The organism is Psychrobacter sp. TAE2020, from assembly GCF_018919485.1.
Lineage (GTDB): Bacteria > Pseudomonadota > Gammaproteobacteria > Pseudomonadales > Moraxellaceae > Psychrobacter.
The window spans coordinates 358997-385219 of the sequence record NZ_JAHLMU010000001.1 but is presented as its reverse complement, the minus strand read 5'-3'; the positions used below and the strand labels follow the sequence as shown (position 1 = coordinate 385219).

General features: G+C 42.2%; 24 protein-coding genes. 7 read left to right on the top strand and 17 right to left on the bottom strand.

Annotated elements, in window-relative coordinates:
• Window positions 1–35: 35 nt before the first annotated feature.
• From KPY62_RS01460 to KPY62_RS01440, 5 genes are all read left to right on the top strand, one after another.
• The gene (locus tag KPY62_RS01460; RefSeq protein ID WP_228730524.1) at window positions 36–1793 is read left to right on the top strand and encodes a 5-guanidino-2-oxopentanoate decarboxylase; all 1758 of its coding nucleotides are present in this window, start codon (window positions 36–38) and stop codon (window positions 1791–1793) included.
• A gap of 97 nt (window positions 1794–1890) precedes the next feature.
• Complete coding sequence (gene dld, locus KPY62_RS01455) at window positions 1891–3693, top strand: D-lactate dehydrogenase (RefSeq protein ID WP_216580502.1); 1803 nt, start codon at window positions 1891–1893, stop codon at window positions 3691–3693.
• Window positions 3677–5083 carry a YjiH family protein gene (locus KPY62_RS01450; protein ID WP_216580501.1) on the top strand — a complete coding sequence of 469 codons (1407 nt, stop codon included), beginning with the start codon at window positions 3677–3679 and terminating at the stop codon, window positions 5081–5083. The genes dld and KPY62_RS01450 overlap by 17 nt, the downstream gene beginning before the upstream one ends.
• Window positions 5084–5198: 115 nt before the next feature.
• Window positions 5199–6731: an aldehyde dehydrogenase family protein gene (locus KPY62_RS01445; RefSeq protein ID WP_228730523.1), complete on the top strand. Its 1533-nt coding sequence runs from the start codon at window positions 5199–5201 to the stop codon at window positions 6729–6731.
• A 348-nt stretch (window positions 6732–7079) separates the two neighbouring features.
• Entirely contained in the window at window positions 7080–8009 is a 930-nt protein-coding gene (locus KPY62_RS01440) for a DMT family transporter (RefSeq protein WP_216580500.1), read from the top strand.
• Window positions 8010–8045: 36 nt separating this feature from the next.
• On the opposite strand, the gene KPY62_RS01435 is transcribed toward KPY62_RS01440, so the two are convergent.
• From KPY62_RS01435 to KPY62_RS01375, 13 genes are all read right to left on the bottom strand, one after another.
• Window positions 8046–8846 carry a hypothetical protein gene (locus KPY62_RS01435; RefSeq protein ID WP_216580499.1) on the bottom strand — a complete coding sequence of 267 codons (801 nt, stop codon included), beginning with the start codon at window positions 8844–8846 and terminating at the stop codon, window positions 8046–8048.
• A 174-nt stretch (window positions 8847–9020) separates the two neighbouring features.
• On the bottom strand, window positions 9021–10676 hold the full coding sequence (locus KPY62_RS01430; RefSeq protein ID WP_216580498.1) for a sensor histidine kinase: 1656 nt from the start codon (window positions 10674–10676) through the stop codon (window positions 9021–9023).
• A gap of 58 nt (window positions 10677–10734) precedes the next feature.
• Window positions 10735–11394: a response regulator gene (locus KPY62_RS01425; RefSeq protein ID WP_216580497.1), complete on the bottom strand. Its 660-nt coding sequence runs from the start codon at window positions 11392–11394 to the stop codon at window positions 10735–10737.
• 158 nt (window positions 11395–11552) lie between these two features.
• Window positions 11553–12119: a PepSY domain-containing protein gene (locus KPY62_RS01420; RefSeq protein WP_216580496.1), complete on the bottom strand. Its 567-nt coding sequence runs from the start codon at window positions 12117–12119 to the stop codon at window positions 11553–11555.
• Window positions 12120–12391: 272 nt separating this feature from the next.
• Window positions 12392–12775 (bottom strand): rhodanese-like domain-containing protein, encoded by a 384-nt coding sequence (locus KPY62_RS01415; RefSeq protein ID WP_216580495.1) that lies wholly within the window; start codon window positions 12773–12775, stop codon window positions 12392–12394.
• Between the two features lie 237 nt (window positions 12776–13012).
• Window positions 13013–13696: a ferric reductase-like protein gene (locus KPY62_RS01410; RefSeq protein ID WP_216580494.1), complete on the bottom strand. Its 684-nt coding sequence runs from the start codon at window positions 13694–13696 to the stop codon at window positions 13013–13015.
• Between the two features lie 140 nt (window positions 13697–13836).
• A complete protein-coding gene (locus KPY62_RS01405; protein ID WP_216580493.1) occupies window positions 13837–15030 on the bottom strand; it encodes an FAD:protein FMN transferase in 1194 nt (397 codons plus the stop codon).
• 92 nt (window positions 15031–15122) lie between these two features.
• The gene (locus tag KPY62_RS01400; RefSeq protein ID WP_228730522.1) at window positions 15123–15467 is read right to left on the bottom strand and encodes a hypothetical protein; all 345 of its coding nucleotides are present in this window, start codon (window positions 15465–15467) and stop codon (window positions 15123–15125) included.
• Window positions 15451–16080: a PepSY domain-containing protein gene (locus KPY62_RS01395; protein WP_216580492.1), complete on the bottom strand. Its 630-nt coding sequence runs from the start codon at window positions 16078–16080 to the stop codon at window positions 15451–15453. The genes KPY62_RS01400 and KPY62_RS01395 overlap by 17 nt, the downstream gene beginning before the upstream one ends.
• Window positions 16081–16161: 81 nt before the next feature.
• Window positions 16162–17706, bottom strand: coding sequence for an ATP-binding protein (locus tag KPY62_RS01390; protein ID WP_216580491.1), 1545 nt, complete (start codon window positions 17704–17706; stop codon window positions 16162–16164).
• A 72-nt stretch (window positions 17707–17778) separates the two neighbouring features.
• Window positions 17779–18453: a response regulator gene (locus tag KPY62_RS01385; protein ID WP_201624015.1), complete on the bottom strand. Its 675-nt coding sequence runs from the start codon at window positions 18451–18453 to the stop codon at window positions 17779–17781.
• Window positions 18454–18472: 19 nt separating this feature from the next.
• Window positions 18473–19081 carry a cytochrome b/b6 domain-containing protein gene (locus tag KPY62_RS01380; protein WP_201624017.1) on the bottom strand — a complete coding sequence of 203 codons (609 nt, stop codon included), beginning with the start codon at window positions 19079–19081 and terminating at the stop codon, window positions 18473–18475.
• Between the two features lie 465 nt (window positions 19082–19546).
• On the bottom strand, window positions 19547–20155 hold the full coding sequence (locus KPY62_RS01375; protein ID WP_216580490.1) for a PepSY domain-containing protein: 609 nt from the start codon (window positions 20153–20155) through the stop codon (window positions 19547–19549).
• Window positions 20156–20448: 293 nt separating this feature from the next.
• On the opposite strand from KPY62_RS01375, the gene KPY62_RS01370 reads away from it, so the two are divergent.
• A complete protein-coding gene (locus tag KPY62_RS01370) occupies window positions 20449–21141 on the top strand; it encodes a DUF1345 domain-containing protein (protein WP_216580489.1) in 693 nt (230 codons plus the stop codon).
• A gap of 179 nt (window positions 21142–21320) precedes the next feature.
• Window positions 21321–22316, top strand: coding sequence for a phosphatase PAP2 family protein (locus tag KPY62_RS01365; protein WP_216580488.1), 996 nt, complete (start codon window positions 21321–21323; stop codon window positions 22314–22316).
• A gap of 187 nt (window positions 22317–22503) precedes the next feature.
• Here the strand turns inward: KPY62_RS01365 and KPY62_RS01360 are convergent, their stop codons facing one another.
• From KPY62_RS01360 to KPY62_RS01345, 4 genes are all read right to left on the bottom strand, one after another.
• Complete coding sequence (locus KPY62_RS01360) at window positions 22504–23208, bottom strand: glycosyltransferase (protein ID WP_228730521.1); 705 nt, start codon at window positions 23206–23208, stop codon at window positions 22504–22506.
• A 57-nt stretch (window positions 23209–23265) separates the two neighbouring features.
• Window positions 23266–24102, bottom strand: a complete 837-nt coding sequence (locus tag KPY62_RS01355) for a class I SAM-dependent DNA methyltransferase (protein ID WP_416384046.1) — start codon at window positions 24100–24102, stop codon at window positions 23266–23268.
• A 91-nt stretch (window positions 24103–24193) separates the two neighbouring features.
• Window positions 24194–25042, bottom strand: coding sequence for a PIG-L deacetylase family protein (locus tag KPY62_RS01350; RefSeq protein WP_416384020.1), 849 nt, complete (start codon window positions 25040–25042; stop codon window positions 24194–24196).
• Window positions 25030–26214 carry an acyl-CoA dehydrogenase gene (locus KPY62_RS01345; RefSeq protein ID WP_228730520.1) on the bottom strand — a complete coding sequence of 395 codons (1185 nt, stop codon included), beginning with the start codon at window positions 26212–26214 and terminating at the stop codon, window positions 25030–25032. The genes KPY62_RS01350 and KPY62_RS01345 overlap by 13 nt, the downstream gene beginning before the upstream one ends.
• Between the last annotated feature and the right edge of the window lie 9 nt (window positions 26215–26223).

Below are 26223 nucleotides of genomic sequence, written 5' to 3'. Positions count from 1 at the left end.
CTCTAAACGCTCAATGATTTCAAGGATGATTTACCATGCAATCGATGCAGGAAGCAACGTCAATAGTCACTACGGCAACCAATAATTCGGCAGTTTTGCCTTCAATAACTTGTGGAGAGCTGCTGGTAGAGTGGTTGGAGTATTATGGGGTAGAGACGGTATTCGGTATTCCGGGCGTGCATACTGTAGAGCTTTATCGCGGCCTGCCAAATACCAACATTCGCCATGTCACGCCGCGCCATGAGCAAGGGGCCGGATTTATGGCTGATGGCTATTACCGTGCTTCTGGCAAAATTGGGGTTTGTTTTATTATTACTGGCCCCGGAATGACCAACATCATGACCGCCATGGCGCAAGCTGCTGCTGACTCTATACCGATGCTAGTGATCTCTAGTGTGAATAAAATCGGTAATACTGGTAGTGGTGAAGGGCATTTGCACGAATTGCATGATCAGCAAGGAATGGTCAGTAAAGTGGCGCTAGCTAGTAAGACCATCTGGCAGCCAGAGTCACTACCGAAAGTTATCGCCGAAGCCTTTGCTTTATTCAACGGCGCGCGTCCTGGCCCCGTGCATATTCAGTTACCTATCGATATCATCACTGCTGATGCTAGCCATGTTGCTAAGCCTCCTAAAGCCTCTGACACATCTGCAAATAGCCATGCTAGTGCAAATACTGGATTGCCAGCGCAAGTTAGGCGACCTTTGCCGCATCCTAGCCAACTCGATGCCATCATTGGCTGTCTAAAAACGGCAAAGAATCCAGTAGTGTTGTACGGCGGCGGCTGCACTGCAGTAGATAGTGACGCGCAAAAACTAGCGGAACTCATCGATGCACCGACATTCTTGACGGTAAATGCTAAAGGTCTATTGCCACCAGCTCATCCGTTAAGCTTAGGAAGTAATCAGTCTCTAGCGCCCAGTCGTGAGCTGATTGCTGGGGCTGATGTGGTATTAGCTATTGGTACTGAGCTTGGTGAGACGGACTACGATGTAGTGTTTGATGAAGGCTTCACTATTAACGGCACTCTGATTCGTATTGACTGCGATGCTGGGCAATTGCAGCGTCCCTTTAGAGCGGATATAGCGGTATTAGGTGATGCGCAAATGGCCATTAGTGGATTGTGTGAGCGCCTGCAACAGCAAGGCTTAGGTAAAGGCCTAAATCATCAAGCTGAGCAACGTGTTGAGCAAGTCAAACAAGCACTGATCGATCAAATGCCAGCCAGCTTTGCGGGTCAAAATGCGTTGCTAAAACTGATTAGAGATAATGTTAAAGATGTGATCATCGTCGGTGATTCCACTCAACCTGTCTATAGCGGTAATCATGGCTTTGAAGCGCTAGCTACTCGTAAGTGGTTTAATTCATCAACCGGCTTCGGCACTTTGGGTTACGGTTTGCCAGCTGCTATTGGAGCTAGATTAGCGACTAATGATCCAGTGATTAGTTTGATCGGTGATGGTGGGATTCAGTTTACTATAGCAGAGCTTATCTGCGCATCTGAGCTGGAGTTACCCTTGATTGTATTATTGTGGAATAACCAAGGCTATGGCGAAATTCGCCGTTATATGCAAGAGCGCGGACTGCCGCTTATCGGTGTCAATATTAAAACCCCAAATTTTGAGCCTCTAGCAGCTGGCTTTGGCGCGGGCTATCGTAGAATCACTAGCCAACAGCAATTGATAGAGGCACTGCAAAAGGACTTAGCAGGGCAACAACCATTTATTTATGAAGTCGATGAGGCTGATACTTTCATCGCTGAAATGGGTGAGTCGTTTACCTATTTTAGCTAGTTATCGGTATTAGTTGTGCTGGCTATTCTTACCACGCTGGTTATGCGAGTTGTGCCAGTTATATTGAACCCTAGTCGATCAAGGAAGAGCGTCTATAGTGTCCCAAGCTAATAACTCGTCTCGCTTATTAATAGACCTCGCTGATATTGTTGGGCACAAAAATGTGCTCACAAAACCTAGCCAGCAGCAAGCCTATGCTAAAGGTATGGTGAATGAGTCTACACCGCCTCTATTGGCGGTTATCATTCCGCAATCTTTAGTGATGCTGTGGCGCGTTATCAATAGTTGTGCCGCAGCAGACGTTATTATTATTGCCCAAGCGGCGAACACTGGACTGACTGGGGGTTCTACTCCATTTGGTGACTATGATCGGCCAGTAGTAGTGATTTCTATGCAGTCTTTAAAAGGTATTCATCTACTGAATAATGCTACAGAAGCTATTGCACTACCAGCGGCAACCTTACAACAGTTAGAGACTATCTTAGCCCCGCTAGGCCGTGAGCCGCATTCTGTGCTGGGCTCTAGCTGTGTCGGAGCTTCTATTATCGGCGGTATTTGTAATAGCTCAGGTGGCATGCTAGTTCAGCGTGGTCCAGCTTATACTGAGATGGCGCTGTATGCTAGACGCAATGCCTCAGGTCAGTTTGAGCTTATCAATCATTTAGGGATAGAGCTTGGTGACGATCCAGAGCAGATACTAAATAACCTACAGTTTGGCCAGTTTGAGCAGCCTAGTCGCTTTGATGAAAAAGTCGATGCTTCGTCGATAGATTCTCTATCAACTGATACGGTGATAACGGATCGTTCAATAAGCAATAGAGCTAGTGCTAATCAGCATTATCAAACTGTGGTACGCGATTGTGATGCTGCGACTCCAGCAAGATATAATAATGATCCTAAAGGTCTATTCGAAGCTGCTGGCTCCGCTGGCAAGTTAATTGTGTTTGCAGTCAGGGTAGCGACATTTCCTAAAACTACTCAAGAGCAAACCTTCTATATATCTACTGACAGCGCTGAGAGCCTAACTGCGTTGCGACAAGCTTGGTTAAAAAGTGAGCTGCGTTTGCCAGTATTTGCTGAATATATGCATAAAGACTATAACGCCATCACTTTGCGTTACGGTCGTGATACTTGCCTGAGTATGAGTCAATTACCTGCTAGCAAGATAGGTGCTTTATATCGTTTGCAAGCGCAAGTAGGCTATTACTTAGAAAAGTGGCACTTGCCAAAGACTCTGCCAGATCGCCTGCTACAGCTAGTCTCAGTATTTATGCCTGCCGCCCTTCCTAAGTCGCTCTCGCGCCAATCACTAGCCTATAATTATCATTTAATCATTAAAGTAGCCGATGAACATATCGAAGCAGCTCAAAGCTTTTTGCAGGCGCATATCCAGCAATATCAAGGCCAGTTGTATGTCTGCACATCTAAAGAGGGGCAAGCGTTATTGATATTTCGCAGCGCCGCAACAGCCGCTATGTTTCGTTATTATCATTTACATCAAAGTGACTTTGGCCAATTGCTATCAACAGACATTGCGCTACCTAGAAACGCCTTAGACTGGGATGAAGTGCTGCCTAAAAATTTACAAGGTCAAGTAAAACAGTGCTTTTATCTCGGTCACTTCTTTTGTCATGTGATGCATCAAGATTATCTGTTACAGCCTGATGTGGATGCAAAAGAGTTTAAGCAAGCCCTACTAGATTTTTATGATCAGCGCCATATTGAATACCCCGCTGAACATAACGTAGGTCATGTTTATCATGCTAAGTCTGCCTTAAGCTTTTTTTATAAAGATTTGGATCCGACTAATTCGCTCAATCCAGGAATTGGTCAAACAGCTAAAGGGAAAAATTGGCGGTCATCGCCTATCAAGGAGGAAGTAGATGACAAATCATGTTAATAAGTCGCAGCAGCCAGTGTTAGGGAATAGTGCTGTCGATCCAGAAACACCACAAGGTAAGCAGTGGCAAGGAGCTTTTTGGAAGTTTATATTATTCTCAGCCTTAGGTATTGCGTTATTTATTATTCCGTTTCAGTGGGATGGCAAGATCACTATTTTATTAGGGGTTCTAACTGATACTCTACAAGGGATTTTAGGGACTGCAGTTGTTTATGTGGTATTAGCCATAGTGTCGATATCATCTGTAGGGGCCTTGGTAATGAAAGTCTTGCGGCCTAATTTACCTGAGGGTTCTCTAATAAAAGGGATGTTCGATGTCGATTGGTTTTGGCTGGCAGCACGTCTTTTAGGAACCTCATTTGCTTGGATGATTTTTTTACAGATAGGTCCTGAGTTTCTTATCAATCGTAATACTGGTGGGGTTATTTTTGAGGATTTGGTTCCGATTCTAATTCCGTTATTCTTCTTTGCGATTTTATCACTGCCGTTTTTGACTGATTTTGGTTTAATGGAATTTTTGGGAACTCTAGCCAGCAAGGTATTTGTTAAGCTGTTTAAATTACCTGGACGCTCGGCAGTAGATGCTATGTCTTCTTGGTTTGGGGCAGCCTCTATTGGTCTGCTCGTCACTATGCAAGAGTATGACAAAAGCTTTTATAGTCTGCGCGAAGCCGCTATTATTGCTACTACCTTTTCAGTAACCTCTATCGCCTTTACCTACGTGGTTGCTAAAACTATCGGCGTCGACAATAATTTCGTTTACTTTTATTTGACTGTAGCATTGACTGGCTTTATAGCAGCTATCATTATGCCGCGCATACCGCCTTTATCACTTAAGCCAGATACCTATCATTCTGGTAAAAGCTTGCTCGATGAAGAAATCCCAGCTCAATACAGTATGTATCAATGGGCGCTGAATCGAGCAGTAACCCGCGCACACTCTATGCCAAGCTTAGCTAGCGTATTCAAAAACAGTCTAAAAAACTTGTTTGATATCTACTTTGGACTTATTCCGGTTATCTTTGCTATCGGGACTATTGGCCTCGGTTTGGCTGAATATACGCCAGTGTTCGATTGGTTAGCAACACCTTTAGTACCCGTGCTTGAGTTACTAATGATTCCAGAAGCCGCAGAGGCCGCTCCTGCTATGATTATGGGCTTCGCGGATATGTACCTGCCTGCATTGGTTGGTAAAAGTATCGAGAGTGAGATGACACGGTTTATCGTGGGTGCGGCTTCTATTACTCAGATTATTTATATGTCTGAGGTTGGCGCTCTAATCTTGAAATCGAATATTAAGCTCAATATTCTAGAGCTTTTTATTATCTTTATTCTTCGTACTATTATTAGCTTAGTGGTTATTACCTCAGTAGCTCATCTACTGTATTAATCGCACTGAACTATAGCCTTTACGCCAGCCGATTTGATCGCACAACTACTAAAATCAAATCGGCTACTAGTATAGCTGCTGATTCTAATAACATCATTATAGGTAATATCCAATTATGAATATGACTACAGATAGCTCTATATCCGCTATAAGCAGAGAAGCGGCATTTAATACCCTCAAAAATGAGCTAGTATTAAATGCCGCTTACATAGATGGCGAGTGGGTGACGGTAGCGCCATTATCCGATGAAAGTGACAGTAACAGTAATAGTGACAATGTGCATTGCCTATACGATCCAAGTGTAGGGCAAGTCATTGCTAAGACACGATTATCTACTACAGCTCATGTAGAGGCTGCTGTTACGGCCGCTACTGCTGCCTTGGCTAGTTGGTCACAAACCACAGTAAGCGAACGTGCCCGTTATTTGCATGCTATTGCAGATGCACTGGAGGAGCGATTCGACAAGGTAGTGGCCCTATCAGTTTTGAACAATGGCAAGCCTGTTGAAGAGGCAAAAATAGATGCTAGTGATGCTATTGCTAGCTATCGCTATTACGCCAACCTCATTGCTAAGCAAGAGACTTGGACTGAAGTCTCAACCACTGAATCCAGCGTGCGCCTACTAAAAACTTATGCACCTATTGGGGTCTGTGCGCTTATTGTGCCTTGGAATTTCCCTATGGTGACTAGCGCTTGGAAGTTAGCGCCAGCCTTAGCAGCAGGCTGCACAGTCCTATTGAAGCCTTCTGAGGTCACTCTGCTACCAGAATTGATGTTAGGCAATATATTGTCGTCTATCGGCCTACCAAAAGGGGTAGTCAATATCTTGCCGGGCGCGGCTGAAGTAGGGGCGGCGATGACTAGCCATACGTTGATCGATAAAATATCTTTCACTGGTAGTAATGCAATTGGTGAAAAGGTCATGACCCAAGCAGCAAAAGGCATAAAAGATATCAGTCTTGAGCTTGGCGGTAAATCGGCTATCGTGGTACGCGCTGATGCCGATTTAGACTTGGCTTGTGAGCTTATCGTTGGCGGTATATTTACTAATGCTGGACAAATATGTTCGGCCACCTCAAGGCTATTGGTACACTGCGACATAGCTGAGTCCTTATACCAAAAATTAAAAACTCATACCCAGAATATCAATATTGGTGAGGGTTTTGCAGCTACTACGCAAATGGGCCCGTTAGTTAGCCAGCAACAGCTCAAGCAAGTACATAACTACTTACAGATCGCTACTGAAGAAAATCTTGCTTGTCTTACCGGTGGCCAAGTATTGAATAGAGCAGGCTATTTTGTCAGTCCAACGATTTATACCAAAGTGCCAAAAACCAGTCGCTTATGGACTGAGGAAATATTTGGGCCAGTACTAGTTAGCACTACCTTTAGAGATGATGCAGAGGCGTTACGTTTAGCCAATGATAGTAAGTTTGCTTTGGCGGCAACTATTGTTAGCGCTGATCAATCAAGCGCCTTAGAGATGGCTCTGCAAATCAATGCGGGTCATTTTTGGATTAACGAGCAACAGATTGTACTGCCAGAAGCAGGATGGGGTGGCTTTAAGCAAAGTGGTATTGGTCGTGAGCTTGGCGAGGATGGACTAGCGGCTTATCAAAAAAGCAAGCATGTACTATTCGCTAAATAATAGCTTATTAGTAGGCCTATAGCGCTCACTGTTAATAGCTTTACCCTGTTAGTTGCTGTAGTTGCTGTAGTTGCTGTAGTTGCTGTAGTTGCTGTAGTTGCTGTAGTTGCTGTAGTTGCTGTAGTTGCTGTAGTTGCTGCGGCAACTGTAGCCATTCAATAAACAGCCAGCCACTTTATATGAGCTATAAGGTGGCTGGCTGTTTATTCGATAATCTAAATACTCATAAAGTTGCGTAAGTATTTATTAGCCATTGCGACTGTCGCCGATCTCTATTTATGATTTTATCGATAAAGCAATAGGCTCATTCAGACGGGGATAGATTTTTTATAGGAATACAGGGTTAACATGACTAGTATGAATAGAAAAAGTTATTACCTCATCTTTTTGATTCCAGTGATATGGGGTTTAGGATTTCCGATAACTTATAATGCAGTAAGCCAAGTAGATGCTGGGATTTATGCTTTTTTTAGATCATTCATTGCGCTGTTATTTATCACCCCTTTTGCCATAAAGTACTTATTGAAAGTAGATAAGAAGCTAATACTTGCGAGCTTGGCTTTTGGTCTTCTGATAGCGCTACAGTTCGTAGGTCAAAGTAACGCTTTAAGGTTTTTACCTTCCTCTGCAACTGCTTTTATAATCTCTACTAATGCCATCATTCTCATCATATTTACCTCAGTGTTATACAAGAAAAAACCTGAAAAGATTGACGTATTTTCTATTTCTTTGGGGGTAGTAGGCGCTATTATTATTTTGAACCCTAAGTTTCAACAATTCAATATAGGCTATTGGTGGGCAGGCTTGTCCTCTTTGGCTATTGCTTTATCCATACTGTTAATAGGTTATTTGTCCTTTTTTAAAGACTCCTCAGAACCTAGTGCTAAGGTCGGTGATGGCTTACGCTTTATATTTTTCCAGTCACTATTTTGTGTTTTTTTTCTATCCTATTATCCGTTGAGCTTAGGAATACCAAATAACTTACCGATGCAGGTTTGGTTATCCATTCTGTATATGGGAGTGATTGCCACAGTAATAACTACTGTTTTACAAATAAAATTCCAAAATAGAATTGGTAATGTGCGCGCCTCTTTAATTTATAATTTAGATGTTATTTTTGCTAGTGTTTTTGGTTATCTTAATCATGAAACGATGACCGCCACTCAATTGGTTGGCGGTTCCATAATATTTTTGGCTTCCATCGCTCATCCTGTGTATTTGTTAGCGATGAGAAAGTATAAAACAAGCACGCCCAGCATCGATAAGCATCATAGTTAACGGTTTTTGTAGTTAAGTGACATGAATTTGAAGCCATCAGTGAGCTTTAGTACTGGCTCTTTGTTTAAACACTAATAGGCAAGCAATAATAAAAACCAATAGTGCCGCCGACGCCCCAAAGCGACTTAAAGCAAGGCCACCATGATCTATAGGCTTATCCAAAAAGTCTCCTAATACTGCACCTAAGGGTCGAGTAAGGATAAACGCGCTCCAAAATAGCAAAGTCTTAGAGATCTTAGTAGTAAAATGCGCTATAGCAATAAGGGTTAATAAAGTGCCAAAAATAATGGCGCTAGTGGTATAACCCATACCCTTAGAGTCCGCAACCCAGTCACCTAGTGCCGTACCAAGAGTCTGCGAAAACATAATAGTAGTCCAATAAAACACTTCAGCTTTAGGCTTGCTAACGCTATCAACAGCAATACTGCCCATAGTCCTTTGCCAAGCGAATAAGCAAATTGCGAGCAAAACTATAAGCAATGCTGAGCCGCCAGCGTAACCGATACCCAGTGATCTGGTGACATAGTCTGCTATTGTGGTGCCTAAAGTGGTTGTGGCAATAATCGTTGCCCAATATAACCATTTATTAAACGAGTTGGCTTTGATTTGGCTGGCGACTGCGATGGCGAATATGACAGCGAATATAGCGGTACTGACGATATATCCTAGATTCATCGACATTGACAGAGCGTCACCTGCGGTCTCACCAAGAGTCGTTGCTGCCACTTTTATTAGCCAAAAAATCAAAGTCACTGCTGGAACTTTTGATAAAGCATCGCTCATTGGATCGTTATTGGTAGCAATCGTTGAGTATTCAGATTTTAAGGTGGGGGTCATCTATGGATTCACTCTCTTGATAAGCAAATTTAATGGCATATTGCCTGTTTTGCAGTTACTAAATTATCAAGATAGCTGTTAAGAAAGTGTCAAGGTAGCTGCTGAAAAATATCAATATCTAGGATCTTAACGAGTATAAAGGTTTAAACCGTTGCAAAAGCTTTGAGGCTTGCTCTAGAAGACTAAGCTTACACATAGCCCACTATTTCTGCCTGTTCTTGCATCAGTCAAGATAGAGGTACTCATGAACAGATCAATACCTGCTTGCTCACAAATAGACTTAACGATAGATAGTCCTAATCCGCTGCCGTTTATGGCATTGTTCTGGTTGCTGGCACTGTCAGAGCGTGTGTTGGTGGCAAGTTTTTCAGAGCTTGCTTCTACTGCTTTAGACAATTGACTGAGTCGTACAAAAGGCTCAAAAGCATTGCTGTAATCATCAGGATCAATACCTGCGCCTGAATCCATAATCTGTAATACTAATCTGTCGGCAAGTTGGTGAGGTAAACGTTCGGGCTTTATAAGGCCTATGACATGAGTACCAAGGCTATCTAATAAAGCGACATCATCACTAGTTAGCTGTTTTGCTATGGGGCCAAAGCGACAGAGTTGAATAGCTACTTGGCTGTTTTCTGGGCTGTAGATAATAGCATTTTGGATAAGGTTCTTAATCAGTATTAATAATGACGTTTCATCTATAGTGGCTTCTGCGTCCTCTGAGAAGTCAGTCAATAATTGCACTGTTAACTCTATATTTTTGCTATCGATAATCGGTATCAGCAAGCTAATGACTTGTTCGATAGTAGCCTTGACGGAGACTAGCGTATGCTCAGTATGATTAGTGATATTACCTGCCCGTGCTAAGGTTAACAGCTGTTCCACCAGCTTTTGATTACGGCTAAGTCTACCAGCTAGCTTTTCTAAGCCTACCGTCATAAGCGGATCTTGAGCATGGCGCTGTAGTCGTTGTAGCTGTAACGATATTGCGGTCAGTGGTGAGCGTAGTTCGTGTGCTGCATCAGCGATAAAGCGCTGCTGGCGCTCAATACTGACTTTTACTAGAGCTAGTAGCCTATTTAACGACTCTGCTAAAGGTAATAACTCAGTAGGTAGGTGTTCAATTCTTAATGGGTTTAAGTCGTTCTCGTTGCGCTGCCTTATTTCATAGTGTAATTGGCGTACAGGCTTCATCATTCGCCACATGATAAAAGGCAGTAAAAGTAGCAAAAGTGCCATGCCAATAATAAGAGGTAAAAAAGATTGCAGGGCGCTGGCCTTGGCTAAATCATCTTGTAGATCCGTCTGCTGACGTAGGATAAGGGCGACTTTTTCATCAGCACTAAAGGATTTAATATAGACATCATCTCTATAAGTTCGCCAACTATGACCATCTATTTTTTGATCGCTTATTCCTGATGGGATGTCAGTTAATAACGCATTAGGTATAGGTGCTGAATAATCTTGATCCTGCTTGTCCTTTTTATTGTCTTTATTTTGATAATCCTTTACAGGATTAGGGGACTTCATATTTAGCATTATAATATCAACGGTAATGGCACCGTCATCATCATCGGTATCAAAGTGAATATTGTTTTTCACCAAATCACTATTATCTGAACTATTATTACTCTGTAAAGCATTGATGCTGAGTGACTGCTGCAATAACGCTGAGGTATTTTTTAAATTATCATCTTGAAAGTCGTTGATTTCATTATAGCTGTACCAAAAGCCATAGCCACCAGCGACTATGGCTAGTAGCAATAAGGACAGCACCGGCCAAAAGATCAGCTGAAACTGCATAGATTTGAAGGGCTTTTGAATCAGCGTCATGTTGACAATCTTCTCTATTGACTATAAAAAATTGACCATAAAAACAGTGAAGGCCGTTTTAAATATTACTAATATACCAGCCTAAGCCTCGTACGTTTTTTATTCTATTTTGCCCAAGCTTTTTTCTTAAGCTATGAATCAAGAATTCTATAGCATTGCTTTCCACTTCACCGCCCCAGCCATATAGCGAGTCTTCAAGCTCAGTTTTGGACATTACTTTTTCGGGTGCTAGCATAAAAGTGGTAAGCAGCATATATTCCTTAGCGGTCAAGTCAACGGGGCTGGCATCCATAACAACACGTTTGTGGGCGGTATCGAGGCTAAGGTTAGCAACGCTAAGCTGATTGTCTGCTTTGCCTTGCGCACGGCGAATAAGTACTCGCATCCGCGCAAAAACCTCTCCCAGCTCAAAGGGCTTAACCACATAGTCATCTGCCCCTAAATCAAGTCCAGCGATCCGGTCTTTTAGTTCATCGCGGGCCGTGACAATGAGCACTGGGGTATCGATCTTAGCATCACGAATAACAGTCAATACCCCTATGCCATCGATTTCAGGCAACCCTAAATCTAACAAGATAATGTCGTAGGGCTGAATCTTTAAAGTCAGGATAGCTTGGCGACCATCTTTTACCCAATCGACGGTATAGGCTTCATCCTGCAAAGCCTCACTCAAGCTTTCACCAATCATTAAATCATCTTCGACCAATAACACGCGCATAACACCTCCTTAATTTTAACTGTAATAAGTATTTATCAGCCAGCTGATTAAATCATTTATATTTTTTCTGATCGCCAAAAGCTGCAAGCACTATACTAATACACTTGGAGCTATCGGTAGAGTCTATTCGCAGCTTATCGGTAAGCGCTCGCCAGCCCTTAATCATCTAACTGCTTGCTAATAATAGCACCAGTCATGGCATCGACAATGACTTGATATATTTCGGTGCCTTTAGCGAGCTTAATCTCATAAGTGGACTTGCCATTATCTAAATCAAACTCAGCTTCGATAACTTTTCCACTGACACTCTGAGTGGATTTTTGTAGCGCTTGGGTAAGACTGATTTGAGCTTGTTTCATAGCGTTATATTCTGCTATGTCCTCTTGATCGAGTTTCTCTTGCCTAGTCTTTAATACACTACCTGTACTCGCATCAATTTTTACTTCATATTCAGTATTATCGTCAATAGACTTAATTTCAAACTTGCTACCTTCTATGTAGTTATTTTGCTCAAACTCAGCACTTATTACATCCCCTTTAACTGTCTTTTGGGCAATAGTTATCGCTTGCTCAAGGCTGATTTTACTTTTCGCTATGGCTACCGCTTCACTGTTGCCAGCGTTTGAGATAGTAGGAATTTGACCTGAGGCGATAGCGACAGTACCAATGCTAATAATACTCAGAGCGATGATGGCCGACTTAGTTAGGGTTGATAGTTTTTTCATACGGTTGACTTCCTAGGTTAAATGAATAACTGACAATATGATTACTGGTTCTGTCAGCTGCTTTAGGGCTAGGAGGCCATTATAAAAAACTAGACATAGTAGAAGCTTAGCGCAGAGTAAGGGTTAAGTTAGCTGCTATATTTAGTGGCTTATTAATATTTAGATAGTGGCTCATAAATAATTTAATAAAGCAAAAAAAGCTGATATTTACCAGAGTAAACATCAGCTTTTATCTAATAGTAGTCTGACTACTAGTTAATCTTTTAACTTGGTTAATCAATATCAAGGCCATTATTAGACGCTGTTGTAGGCTTGCCAGCTTCAGTCCAAGCGTCATAACCACCTGCAATAGACACAACGTTTTTATAGCCAAGCGCTTCTAACGATTGCGCTGCTAAAGCGGCGCGGTCACCAGTCTTGCAGTAAATCAAAATATCAGTATCGGCACTGCTAACGGCAGGCAAATCAGCAATTTTGAATTCGAGCACTCCACGAGGTAGCGAGACGGCTCCTTCAATATGGCCAGCAGCGTACTCATTAGGCTCTCGCACATCGATAATGACATCGGCTTTACGGCAAGCTGTTTCTGCTTGTGCGAGTGAAACGTCGGTTATCTGTGCTTTAGCAATTTTTACTAAGTCATTTGCGGTTTTCATAGTTGTGCCTTTGGTAGTGATAAAAGAGATTAGATAGCTTTAGTAGTTTTGAGCCTCATAAAAGCCAGCAGTTTACATTTTGAAAAACTACAGTAAGTCATTCAAAACAACAGCTATCAATATATAATTTAGTATATCATTAATTTTTAAATTAATTAACTTTACTTAAACTGATCTACCGAATTAACGCTCGATTATCAAGGTTGCCATCATTGTCGCTTATTATTCCTCAGCAACTTATTTGGCTAGTCTTAGCGCTAATAGTCGATAGCTTATCAATAAAAAAACTACGGTCTGACTGCCTGCGTAAAATAATAATAAAGGCAGTGCCCGACTATCAGATCCCACCATGAATACGTGAATACTGATCAACATATAAGCACTAAAAGTTAAAAAGTGCAGCCATCGCCATGCTGACTGACCAATATATTTCTTAAGATAAAAGCTAAAAGCGCAGATAAATAATAACCAAAAGCCTAATTGACCTAAGGCAATACCGACACGGTCTGTCTGAAAACCTAAGGGCGCTAGAACCTGCCATAAGTTAACATTGAGATAGTTATCTGCTAACAAGATACCAGCATGAAACGCGGCGAAGCCCACTGCAATCAAGCTTAGATATTGATGCAAGGCAAATACTCGTGCGGCATTAAGATGCTTACCTAGACGAGTGCTCAATAATAAACCGAACACCATTGCTAGCCAGAATAGGCTATAGCCAATAACCCCGCTGGCCCGTGACAAGTACCAAAAGTTCTTATCAGTGGCTAGCAGTAGTTGAGAAATCGTCTCACCCCATGTCAAAAGGGCATAGCCACCCCCTAAAATACCAAGGGTCAAAATTAATACAACCGATAAAACCTTAGCGACTTTTGTCAGCCTTGAATGGCTATAACTGTCAATCAGGGTATTAGTTTGCATGATGGTGCTCCTATAAAGGGCTGTCTATCCAAGGTGGTTATCTGCTACTTATCGGTCTCTTAAAATCGGTCTTTTAAAATAGTTGTCGGTTACCTTAACTAGTTTCTAACTTATCTAGCTTTTATCTTGGCCAGCATAAATTAGCTCGCTATTAAATTTGGCTGCACTAACTTTAGCTGCACTAAATTTGGCAAAATAGCAGGAGAGGCAATAACCTGATTATCTGTAGCGATTAAAAGAGCTGCAATATGGTGCTGCTTAAGCCATGCCATCGCCTGTTTGACACCAAGCAGCACACAATATTTGGCATATACTTCGGCTGTCAGAGTATTAGTAGTGACTACGGTTGCGGTTAATACATCACTAACTACTGGAGCGTTTTTATCAGGATCAATTAAATGATGTTGCCACTGATTGTTATGCCACCAGCGCCGATGGTCTTGCCCTGACGTAGCTACAGCACCGGAGCTAATAGCAAGGATTGCGACATCTTCATCTTGCTGATTTTCAACCTGCGCAGTAGTAGTATTAAGCTGCGCTTTAGCAACCGCAATTCCCCAAACAATCGGTTTGTTAATATCTTGGTCGTCCGCTACGCCGATAGCTATGTCACCGCCCATATCAACTAAGCAGGGCATAGGGTAGTCATGACTTTTACTAATTTGCTCGGCCAATTGCATAGCACACCAGCCTTTGACATAACCATTTAAATCTAGAGCCATTCCTGTAGGAAGATATACTTGATGCTCACCATTAGCTAATAGGCGCAGTTGGATGCGTTCGATGTACTGATGGCTACTGTTGTCATCAGTATTGCTACTGTTCTTGCTACTATTTCTTCTATACTCATTGCTACTGCTAGTAAGACGCGGGCGTTGTAAGCATTGGCTGGAATCTGTAGCAAGCCCAATAGCGTTAGTTTGTTTGGCTACTAGAGGTCGTTTGGGTAGAGTTTCGAATGACTGCTTATAGCCAGCTGCGCAAATAGAGTTAAGTAGAGTAGGGGTTACTAAACCTTGAGTCTTAGCAACGAAATAAATAGCACTTTGTAACACTGCAAACAGCTCAGCACTGACGGTAGTCCATTGATCAGTATTATTATTAAGCCTCATCAGTTCGCTGGTCTCATCAAAACGGCTAAAAGTATGTTCCCAATCAGTCAATTGCTGTTGCACATCGCTGGTTAATAAGGCAACTTGCTGATCTATGAGCGCTTGCGAGTACTGTGCACGCAGTCTAGTGATATTCAGGCTGATCTGAATATGGCAACCCATAGCTAGCAAGGTAAAAGTCACTAGTTGCGGTATGTTGGCTTTAGGTAGGGAGTTTTTCATATCATAGCTCCAGTGGTTAGCAGCGCCACGGTTCGAGATTATAGTGGTCACTGCAAGCTTAACTTGACTAGCCCAGAACAGTCTATAAGCTTTTATCGAGAAGAGCGCGTGCGGGCAACGACCGTTACAGCTTCAACCGCTTGAACTTCATTGACTTGTCGTAGCTGGCTAATATCAACGATCGGCATCGGCTCAGCCACCGTCTCATTAGCGGCAATAACAGAAGTACTCAATATGGCGGTATCTACTGATTGGTTATCTGTCTCTTGGTTCAACAGTAATAGCCACCCTGCCATAGTACCGACCATTGATAGAATCATAATGCTGCTTTTAAGCGCTACAAAAGGGTCGGCTTTTTTAGCTGTTTTGGCTACCTTATTGACAGGCTTGCTAGCAGTTTGAGGCGAATGTGAGTTGCTATTAGTCATCGTAGTCATCGTAGTCATCCTCATCATGTGGCTTATAGTTAGTGGCGATTAAGCGCTCATTGTCGTTATAGTCTTTATCATCGTGCTGGCGCTTACTGTGCTTATTGCTTTTGTGCTTATTGTCATGGTGGTCATTTTCATAGTCGCCATCTTTATAATCGGCATTTTTATAGCCATCGTCATCCACGCCCTCAACGCCATAGCTATCGGCAGCGACCGGATTAAGGACAGTACCTAGATTGGCATCAATGTAACTAGTGCCACTATCTAAGCGCACTTCGTAGGCCACCATTCCGTTATAGTTTATAAGCTCAGGCGTCGCTTGCAATAGCGAACTAGGCGAATTTTTTTTAGCCAAAGCTGTTGCTTGCGCAGGGCTAAGGGCCGCAAGGGATGATTGCGTAGTCAATGAGGATGGTGACAGAGAGTTTAGGGCTGTTTTAGCAGCTACTGCATTAGAGGAAGTAGCATCACCCTTAGTATTTTGAGTGACGAGATTGGCTATTGATGAGCTGTTGTCAGGTTCAGTCGACTGTACAGCCAAGCCAATAACACCGCCGAAGAATACTAACGAAGTAGCAGCGACAGTCAGTAATAAGGGTCTTAAGAGAGGTAAGGTCATAGCTTGTACTCCATAGCATGTTATTAGGGAATACGAGTAGCATACGCTGTGAATATTAACTCAATCTTAAGATAAGGCGGATTAGGCTTGTATCGTGCTTTTTATATCAGGTTTAATAGTAACGATAAGGCCTGTTGCTGGTGCAGTGCGATTGGCAAAGATTAAGCTGAGACCGTGAAGTTGCGCTATTCTACTAGCGATTGATAGCCCTAGACCGCTACCCAACTGGCTTTGACCTGCTGGACGGTAGAAGCGTTCGCTTAAGCGTGCTAATGTTTCAGGCTCTACGCCAATGCCGTTATCAATCACCTTAATGCTATCAGTATCCAACTGAAGGTCGATTAAACAGCCTTCTGGACAGTAGCGAATGGCATTATCTAGTAGATTGCGAATTAACAGTTTGAATAAGATAGGGTTAACGACTATAGGTAATATAGCGTTAGGGTCATTACATTGGACGGTGCGCTTTAATTGAATATGCTTTTCACGAGCCAGTCGATTGACATCGCTGAGCACAATATCGGTCAACATTAGCCAGTCTGGTGTGACTAGTTGCTCGGGGGGTAGGTGCTGTTCTGGCTCTATTTTGGCTAATACTAATAGTTGCTCGACTAAATGAGTAGCGCGCTCAATACCAGCGCTGATCTTTTGCGCATGATAAAAAAGCTGATTATCATCTTCGGTAGTTGATAGCTGTAATAGCTGCTGTTGTAACAAGTCAGCTTGTAACTTTAATGCGGCAAGAGGACTGCGTAGTTCATGCGAGGCATCAGCGGTAAAACGTTGTTCACGAGCCAAAGTATCGGCCACCTTTATAAACAATACGTTCAAGGCTGCTACTAAAGGTTGGATCTCTTTCGGGACATCGGCGGTGATAGGACTATCATCTTGCGGCTGACGTTGTTGCAGATCATTACTGATTTGGCTTAACGGCTTAAAACCGCGCTTAATTAACCAAACTACCAGACTCATAAAAGCAAACAGCCCAATCAGCATGGGTAGTACTTGTACTGACATAGCGCCAACGATCATCTTTTGCCGTGAGTCAAGGTTTTGGCCCACCGCTATGATTCGATCTTTTTGCTTGTTATCACTACCATCATGCTCATTAGAACCATCATGCTTATTAGAACCGTCATGATCATTATGACCGTGATAGTCATCGTGCACATAAAATAAACGCCAGCTCTTACTAAAAGGGTTAAGGCGCTGGTAAGCAGAGTTGTTCTCTTCTAAAAAACCACGCTGGTCTGGTAAAAAAGAGAATGCTTGACCATTTTCGTCAGCGGCTAACAAGTGGCCCTGTTTATCCCAGATAGCAAAGCCCATATAGTCATCCTCAGCGTCTCCTAAATCACCTGATAACTGCTTGCTTTTTAAATTATAAATTTTGGTAATAGGGTGAGCTTTGTTTTTATTATCGCGCTCTTCATTGTCTCGTTTATCTTTATCGTCATCATCAGCAGAGACCCCTATTAAGTAACGGGCGACTTGTGTAATTTGGGTATCATTCATCTCATTAATTTCATGCCATAACTGCCACGCAATAAAGCTTGAGGTTAGCAGCCATAATAAAGGCAGACCAATGAGTAAGGAGGTTAATAACCGTCGCTGGATACTTTTCATAGACTCACATCATAAAATGGCAAGTAGGAATAAAGATAAAAATAATTAGGCCAGATTTGCCTACTCTAAGGATTAGACTTGGCTATAGGCTGGATTAAGATAGTAGCCAATACCGCGTTTGGTGAGGATAAAGTCGTTGCCGAGCTTTTTGCGTAAATGATGAATATGGACTTCAATAGCATTGCTCTCAATGTCTTGTTGCCAGCCATAGAGTTTGTCCTCGAAGCTGGCTCGACTATGAATCTGTTTAGGATGCGTCAGCATTTGCTCTAATATCGCCACCTCTTTAATTGTTAGTTCTAGCGCTTGACCTTGATAAGTCAGTTGTTGGCTGTGCGGCTGATAAACGAGTTCACCGTAGTGAATCTCAGGCTGACTACGTCCTTGACTCCGACGCATCAATGCTTGCAGGCGGGCGACGACTTCATCTAAGGCAAAAGGTTTGACTAGATAATCATCAGCGCCAGCATTTAATCCAGCCACTCGATTAGCAATGGCATCGCGAGCAGTAATGATCAATACTGGGGTGTCTAGCTGTTTAGCTCGCCAGTGTTGTAGTACGGTCATCCCATCACCCTTTGGCAAAGTCAAGTCAAGCAACACAGCGTCAAACATGCCATCTTGCAGTGCCATTTCACCTTGCTTGGCATCACTGAACCAATCGACCATCATGCCATGGCTCTTTAGCCCAGCAATTATACCCTCAGCAATAGTGCTATCGTCCTCGATTAGTAATATGCGTGCCATCTATTTCTCCATCACAGGTTTACTCTACAGTAGAGCGCTGGTCTTTTACTTGCTTATTACCAGTTATCATTGATTTAATAAGGTTCTGCCGTTGCCAATAACTCATAACAATAGCGGATATAATATGTAATGGAATAAGCAAATATAAGCTATTAGCGAGTAGTTCGTGAACTTCCTCCAATAAATCCTTATTGCCTAAAATTTCCGATTCCATTAAATAGCCACTGATGCCTAAGCCTATAATGACGGCCCATAACGCTAGCACCATAATAGCAGCTAATGGATTATGACCTAGATGCTGCTCATCGTTACGGCGTTGCCTTAGATCAGCTAAGTGATTTTTGATGCGTACAGGCGTAGGGAAAAAATCAGTAAAACGGGCATAACGTGTGCCGACCAAGCCCCAAAGTAGGCGGATAACCACTAAGGCTACGACCGTATAACCGACATATTGATGCAGGTCGCTACCGTCTTCGGTGAACAGTAGGTTAGCCATGATACCAGCAGCTACTGTCCAATGCGTAACTCTTACTAAGATATCCCAAACTCGTACTTGCTTAGTTATAGGAGCGTTAGATAAGGGTATAGCAGTAGGCTCAAGCGCATTATTTTCATTATTTGTGCTCATGATCGTCACTCTCATAATAGTTTGTGTGATAACTATTACAACAAACCAACCTTAAGCTCAGCTTAGGGAGCAAAAATATTTTTATGACTAGCCATTGAATTAAATCCCGAATGGGCCAGCAGTATCAGATAGTGTGGTATTAAAGACCATGAGATTAGAAGATAATTATGGCTATTTCAAACTCAATAACAATTAATCATTACTCATTTTGCGAAGTATTGATTTTAGAAATATCTAGTTTTAAAAGCGGCGTTAGGCTAGAGGTTATTTTTAAAATATAAATACCCCAATAATAAAAAAAGCAGTAGCCGATACCATCATAATTAAGGTATCGGCTACTGCTTGATGTCAATCTAAGCTTTAAAGTGCGATTACAACCATCATTTTGATGGCCCAATGATCTAATTGATAATGCTCATTAGCACTGAAAATTTATGAATATTATAGATGCGATTTGATCCTTGTTTAATCATCGTCTTCTACATCGACTTGACTGCTCAATACTTTACCCGTATTAGCGTCTATGCTCACCTTATAAATCTGATTGCTTTTGACCACTTCGAGATCATAAAGAGCCTGACCTTTTTCTAGCTCGAACTCAGCTGCTATTACTTTACCATTTAGACTCTGTGCTGCGGTTTGCATGGCACTCGTGAGCGTTACTTTGGCTTGTTTCATGGCGCTATACTCAGCCATATCCTTTTTATCTAGAGTTTCTTGCTTAGTCTTTAAAACTTTGCCAGTATTAGCATCGATTTTTACTTCATAAGCTGTGCCGTTGGCTACCAACTCGACTTCATACTCTCCTGTTACCGCCCCATTCTTATTGGCATGGTCATCGTCATAATCAAACTGGGCTTTGACCACATCGCCTTTAGTATTTTGTTTGGCAATTGCCATGGCTTGCGTTAGGCTAACTTTACTTTGCATGGCGCTAACGGCTTCGCTTGAACTAGCCATTGAGCTGTTTACTGCTTTAGTGTTGACCACCGGCGCAGCGATAGCAGCCGCTCCTACACCTGCAATACTAAGGGCGACAATCACTGATTTGGTTAACATAGATAAGTTTTTCATAAGGTTATTCCTTGGTATTAAGTCAATTTCTGACATTGTGTTTATTGGTTTTGTCAGCTACCTGGTTGGTATGACTCTATAATACGAAATAAGACATAGGAGAAGCTTAGCGCAGACTAAGGGTTTAGTTAGCTTATACACGGCAAGCAAACCAAGTGCCCTCCTATCCTTAATGCAATAAAGGCTTAACAGATAGCACGCCACTCATCTTCAATGGGTTTAGACGTTTGGTTAAAAGTAGTGCTTAATAGGGGTAGGGTGTCTATCGTAATTTATAAACCTTGGATAATGTTATGGCAATAGCAGCAAACACTTATGTTAGTCATTGGCGCCTGATAGGTAGCCTACTAGTGGGAATGCTTATCGGTTTAATAATATCGATGATTTGGTCTGCTTCTTATAGCACTAGCTTTATCATCGGCTGGGATAGTGCCATTTTGATATATATGGTTAGTATCATTATTATGATGCGTGATAACACTATTCATAGTCATTTGACCGCAGAGCATGAGGGTAAACTGGTTATCTTGAGTCTCATTAGTATCGCAAGTTTAATCTGCTTATTAGCTATTGTTAGGCAAACTCAGATTGGCAAAGACTATCGGGGCATGGCACGCATTTTAACTATTGCGCTTACTGTGAGTACTATCTTTATTACTTGGCTGATGATTCAAGTTGTTTTCGCCATGCAATACGCTTATTTATATTTTTCTGAGCAGCGTAGCGGCGTTGCACAACCTTTTATGTTCCCTGAGGCGTTAGTGGAGGATAAGAGCCATAGCGAGGATGACCCTAGGCTGATCAGTGCTAAGTTTGAAGACTTCTTTTATTGCGCAGTGGCTATCGGTACTTCCGGGCAAACGGCTGATATTGCTTTTACTTCAACAGCCGGTAGAGAGCTTGCTACTCTGCATAGTATTATCGCTTTTGTGTTCAACTTGGTTATTATTTCTTTATTAATTAATATCATAGCCAGCTATATATAGTCGATACCAAATAGAATAGATACATCACAGTCTGGTTTTTACAATGAACTAACTATATAAGTATTTTTGTTTCAGTAGAAATAGAAATAGAAATAGACTTGTGGCAGTGTGCCAATAATATAAATTTTCTGTATTACTAGCTAGGTGATAGAGAGTGCAAAAAGGAAGTTCGGTTATCCATGATTACCCTAATTCAAACAAATCAGCAGTTATTTAGCTTAGTGAGTCTGCTTTTATTAGTGATTATTGTTTTATGGATTTTGCAATACGCTATTATTGGCTATGCAGGGCGAGTATTTAAAAAAGCTCTACAATACTGGCTAAGGTTAGAGCAGTATTTTGGCTTGAGTAAACGGCTGCTACTATTAAAAATTAGCTATCCAAAGCTATATAATTTTTTCTGGCAAAGGCTTCATGTTCAGCACTTTCAGGGATTGCCGCTCACGCTATTATTTTTAGTGATGGGCTATACTTTAGCGTTGTTCGTCGGACTGGTTGAAGATGTCGTTAACGCGGACTCTATAGTAGCGATCGATTATTGGGTATCACAACAGATGAGTCTGCTAAGTGGCTCATCAGTAGTTAATTTTTTTATTCCTATTACTAGCTTAGCTTCGACCCCTATTACTTGTTTAATAGTGTTTTTGACCGCATTGCTATGCTGGAAAATAAACCAACGCTACCTATTAATTGGCTTGCTGATAGCTATCATAGGCAGCACGGCCTTTACCTTTTTGAGTAAAATGTTATTTCATCGCCAGCGACCAGTAGATATTCTATTGTTTGAGCGCACCTACTCATTTCCGAGCGGACATGCGACGGCTACTATGGCTATGTACGGGTTTATAGCTTATATGGCTATTCGGTTTAGCCAAAGCTTTGCCAGGCAAGTTCGTATCTTAGTGTTTACTGTGTTTTTTTCTATATTAGTAGGATTGAGTAGAGTTTTGCTCAATGAGCATTACTTGAGTGATGTGTTGGGAGGCTATTTAGTAGGCTTATTATGGCTGACGGTAGCCATTAGTGTGACAGAGTGGTTAACGGCGAGACATAACATTAACTGGCAACTAGATTGGTCAACGGCCCAGCTTTATCAGATTCGGTTCAGTGTGGTGGCTGTACTAATAAGCACGATTATATATGCTGCAATTTATCAATTTCCATTGTTAGTTTAGACTAAATCAATACTTAGCCACTACAGTTAAATGACAGTGCTTATCATAAGCAGTTGAGCCGCTCACTAGGTTTTGCAACTGACTAAACTCTCAACAGACTAAGCTCTTAACTAACTGGTTTCTAAAGAATTATTTTTCAAACCCATCAGGCTTTATAATCACTGTAATATACGGATGTTATAAATAGCTATCGTGAGTTCCTTTTTTCTAAGTTGCTTAAAAAATTGGCAAAGCCTTCGGTGGCTCGAGCTTGTAAGCGGCTACTAGTAATCACTCGTACTTTATTACTCCAAGTAATGGCATAATTTCGAGCCTCAAATTTTCTAACTAAATCCACGTCTTCATGGCAAGCTAAGGGACTAAAACCACCCACAGCGAGATAAGCCTCAGCGCTAAAGCTTAAATTTGCCCCATGAATATGGCGATGTCCCATTATATCTTGATAATGAGCGGCATAATCCTCGCGCGTTTGCTGCGTTAAATGTGCCCAGCTATCAACGCTAACCACGCCACAAATCATATCAGTGGGCTGTTGAGCAATATGAATGATTTGCTGCTTTAACCAATCCGCGCTCACTATCGAGTCTGCATCGGTACAAGCAAGCCAAGTGGCTCCAGTAGCTATCGCATTGCGAATACCCAAATCTCGCGTTCGTCCCACACAACGCTCCTCACAGCTTATATAGTCAACCCCTGAGGTTTTGACTATTGCCAAGGTGCTATCAGTGCAACTGTCTAAAACGACTAGCACAGATGCGCTGATAAGTGAGGGCAGTTGCTCAATGGCGATCTGTACTGACGCTAAGCATGCGCTAATGGTCTGTACTTCGTTATGAGCCGGAATCACAATAGCTATAGCTGTAGGCTTCATTAGGAGTTTTATATTATCCATTGGGTTGTTAAGGGGCTAGCCACTGATACACGTTCATGCAATCATGCAGCCATGCAATCATATTAAGTTTTCTTGCCTAGCGACCGAATCTAAAGAGTTTTGCCATACGTCCAATAAAAAATCGCTATCTATAACCTGGCTTTGATGACTAAATGTCGTAGGCTGGTTTTCTTGGTTGTTTGAATTTTTTGAATTGTTTTCTTGATTGTTAGTCTTGCTTAGAGTATTGGCATTATTTACTGCGTTAAATGCTTGGTGTAAGCGTTGATGTACTGTCTCACCGGTCATCGCAAAGCCATCGATAGCATAGCGCCAATGACAGCATAATAAAGTACCGCCTATGGCTAAGTTTTGCTTAATCCAAGCGATAACCTTATGAATATCATCTGGCGATAGATAATATAAAATCTCGCTAATAACTATCAAATCAAAGGCGGGTTTATAAGCACTTGAGTCATCGGATAAACCGTCAGCATCCACAATCCCAGTGGTCAAAGTCACTAGGGCGCTAGGAATAACTGCTTGTATTACCTTAACATGGGGCATACTCGCTAATCGTTGTGCAGCGAGCTGCACGGCATGAGTGTTGCCATCCACGCTAACTAGAGCCTGACAACGATCGGCAAGTAACTCGCTAAACACCCCATTACCGCATCCTAACTCGATCCCATTACCATAACGAGCTAAGGGTAGCACTGCTAGGCAAATATCACGTTTGCGTTTTTCATACCAGCGAGTCTGGTACTGCCAAGGGTCAGTATTGTCACTATATAGCTCGTCAAAATAAGTTTCTGAATAGGTTTCTAAATAGGCGTCTACATTATAACTAGAAGGGCTAGCGGACTTAGCACCCGATTGGTTACAGTCAGCCGGAGTTGTTTTATTAGCTTTTATACTGTCAATAGCCTTCACGCTATCAACAACCTTTACGCTATCAACAACCTTCACGCTATCAACAACCTCGCCATGCTTAGTAAGACTAGGTTCAAACTGGTGACTCATATAAATAAACCTCCCAAGGCTGGCTAATTCTAGCGATAGTTTGCGCTGATAAAATAGGCAAGTTGCCGGTACTGTCATCAATACTAATCTGGCTTTTAAAGCAATTGATAGCTTGAGTTTTACGCTGTAATTGCTCAGCAGTTAAATCGACGCTAAGGGCACAGTGCCAAGGTATGCGGCTATCAGCAGGTTTAGCCCAATGCCATGCCCAAATCAAAACCTGGTAACAGGCTAACTGCTGCTGCTTGGCGAATGCAGCGACTACTTGCCCCGTAGCCTCGTGATCAGGATGACCGTCGTGGATAAAAGGGGTCACTAAAATATCGTCAGGCCTGATAATAGCGGTTAATTTTTCTTTAAATTGGTCTTGCTGGAAAAACACTTCGCCATCGGTTAAATCTAGGGCGACAGTAGTCACTTGCTGAGCGATATTCAGTACTTCTAATGCTGCAAAGCTTTCTTGCGGGCGAATGATATTAAGCTTTTGCGGAGGATAAACCTGCGAATTTGGATGGCTTTGGGTGCCGTTGGTTACGTACACTAGTAAGATAGCATTGCCATTAGCTACCAACTGTTGTAACAGACCGCCACAGCCTAATATTTCGTCATCAGGATGAGGCGCAAAAATACAGACACGCTGGGGTGAGGGAAAGCTATCGCTAATCTTTACTCGAGGTAAATCGTGCAAGCCTTGCCAGTTCTGCCAAAGTTGTTGGCTAGTACCTTCACCTTCAATAACTCGGTCGCCAACGATTGGATGGTTAGGTTCAGCTGCTTGGTGCTGATGGATCATATGGCTAACTATGGCCATATCAGAAGTTATAGTTGCCATATGTTATCTTGCTCCTCAGTTAAATGACCGGTTGTATCGCTAGTTAATTCACCAATTTTCTGTAAATCAAAGGCGCCATGACTTTGGCGAATAAACACTGCTAAATCTGCGGCTAACCTAGCAAAGTGGGCGTTACCACAAAACGGTGCTGCTCCCAAAGCTTGCCCGACGCTCTCTACTACTAAACGGGCCAGCTGTTCGACGTTTGCTCTTAACTGGCGAATTGCAAGTTGGTGGCTAGTGTTTGGTTGGCTAGTTAGCAAGTCAGCGACATGATAAAAATATTGCTGAGTAACCGCCAATGCTGTGCCGATCTGCCCCAAATACATAGCCTTATAGTCGTTAGGCTTCTGCTGATAAGCGGTTATTAGATAGCCGGCTAGGGTAGCTGCTGCACCATACCAACATGCAGCAACCCCTGCTGCTCCATGCCAAAATCCCACACGATCTAGATAAGCATTGGCCGCTCCAACATTATTGGCTACCACCTTATTGAGCTTTATACTCGCCGTATCAGTAGCTTGCATACCGACCGCTTGCCAACCACTATTGTCACTCTCAATGCCACTTTGCTGCATATCTACTACCAGCAGTTGCGAATCACCATGCTGATCTCGATAAGTCATTAGCCCATAATCGACAATATTTGCCCCTGAACACCAAGTTTTAGTGCCACTGCTAATACCGCTAGTTGGGCCTTGCTGATAAGTTATAGGATCGCAATTACCTTCTGATGCCCAAACCGCCCATAGCCCTACTGTTGGTTGGTCATAGCCCACTTCATGCAAGATACTTAAAGCATCCAAGTGTGATTCAAACCATTTCGCAATGGTTAAATCAATACCGGCAACATAAGCCAAAATTTGCCAACGTATCAAGGTAGGTGAGTTGGTTTTATCCTTATTTTCACTTGCATCGCTATTGCTAATGCCAGTACTAGTACCAATTGAGCTGGCAGGATGAGGAATTCTATCGCTATAACGCACTAAAGTATTCAATATATCGTGGCGTAATTTATCGTTAATAACTGAGTCGTTAACTGAGTCATTAACTGAGTCATTAACTGAGCCATTAATTGAGTCATTAACCGTTTGCTTATCAATAGATATAATGTGCTCTATAGCTAGTTTAATGTCTAGTAACAAGGAATTTGGGGCAGCGGAGCGTGACATAAGGACTTC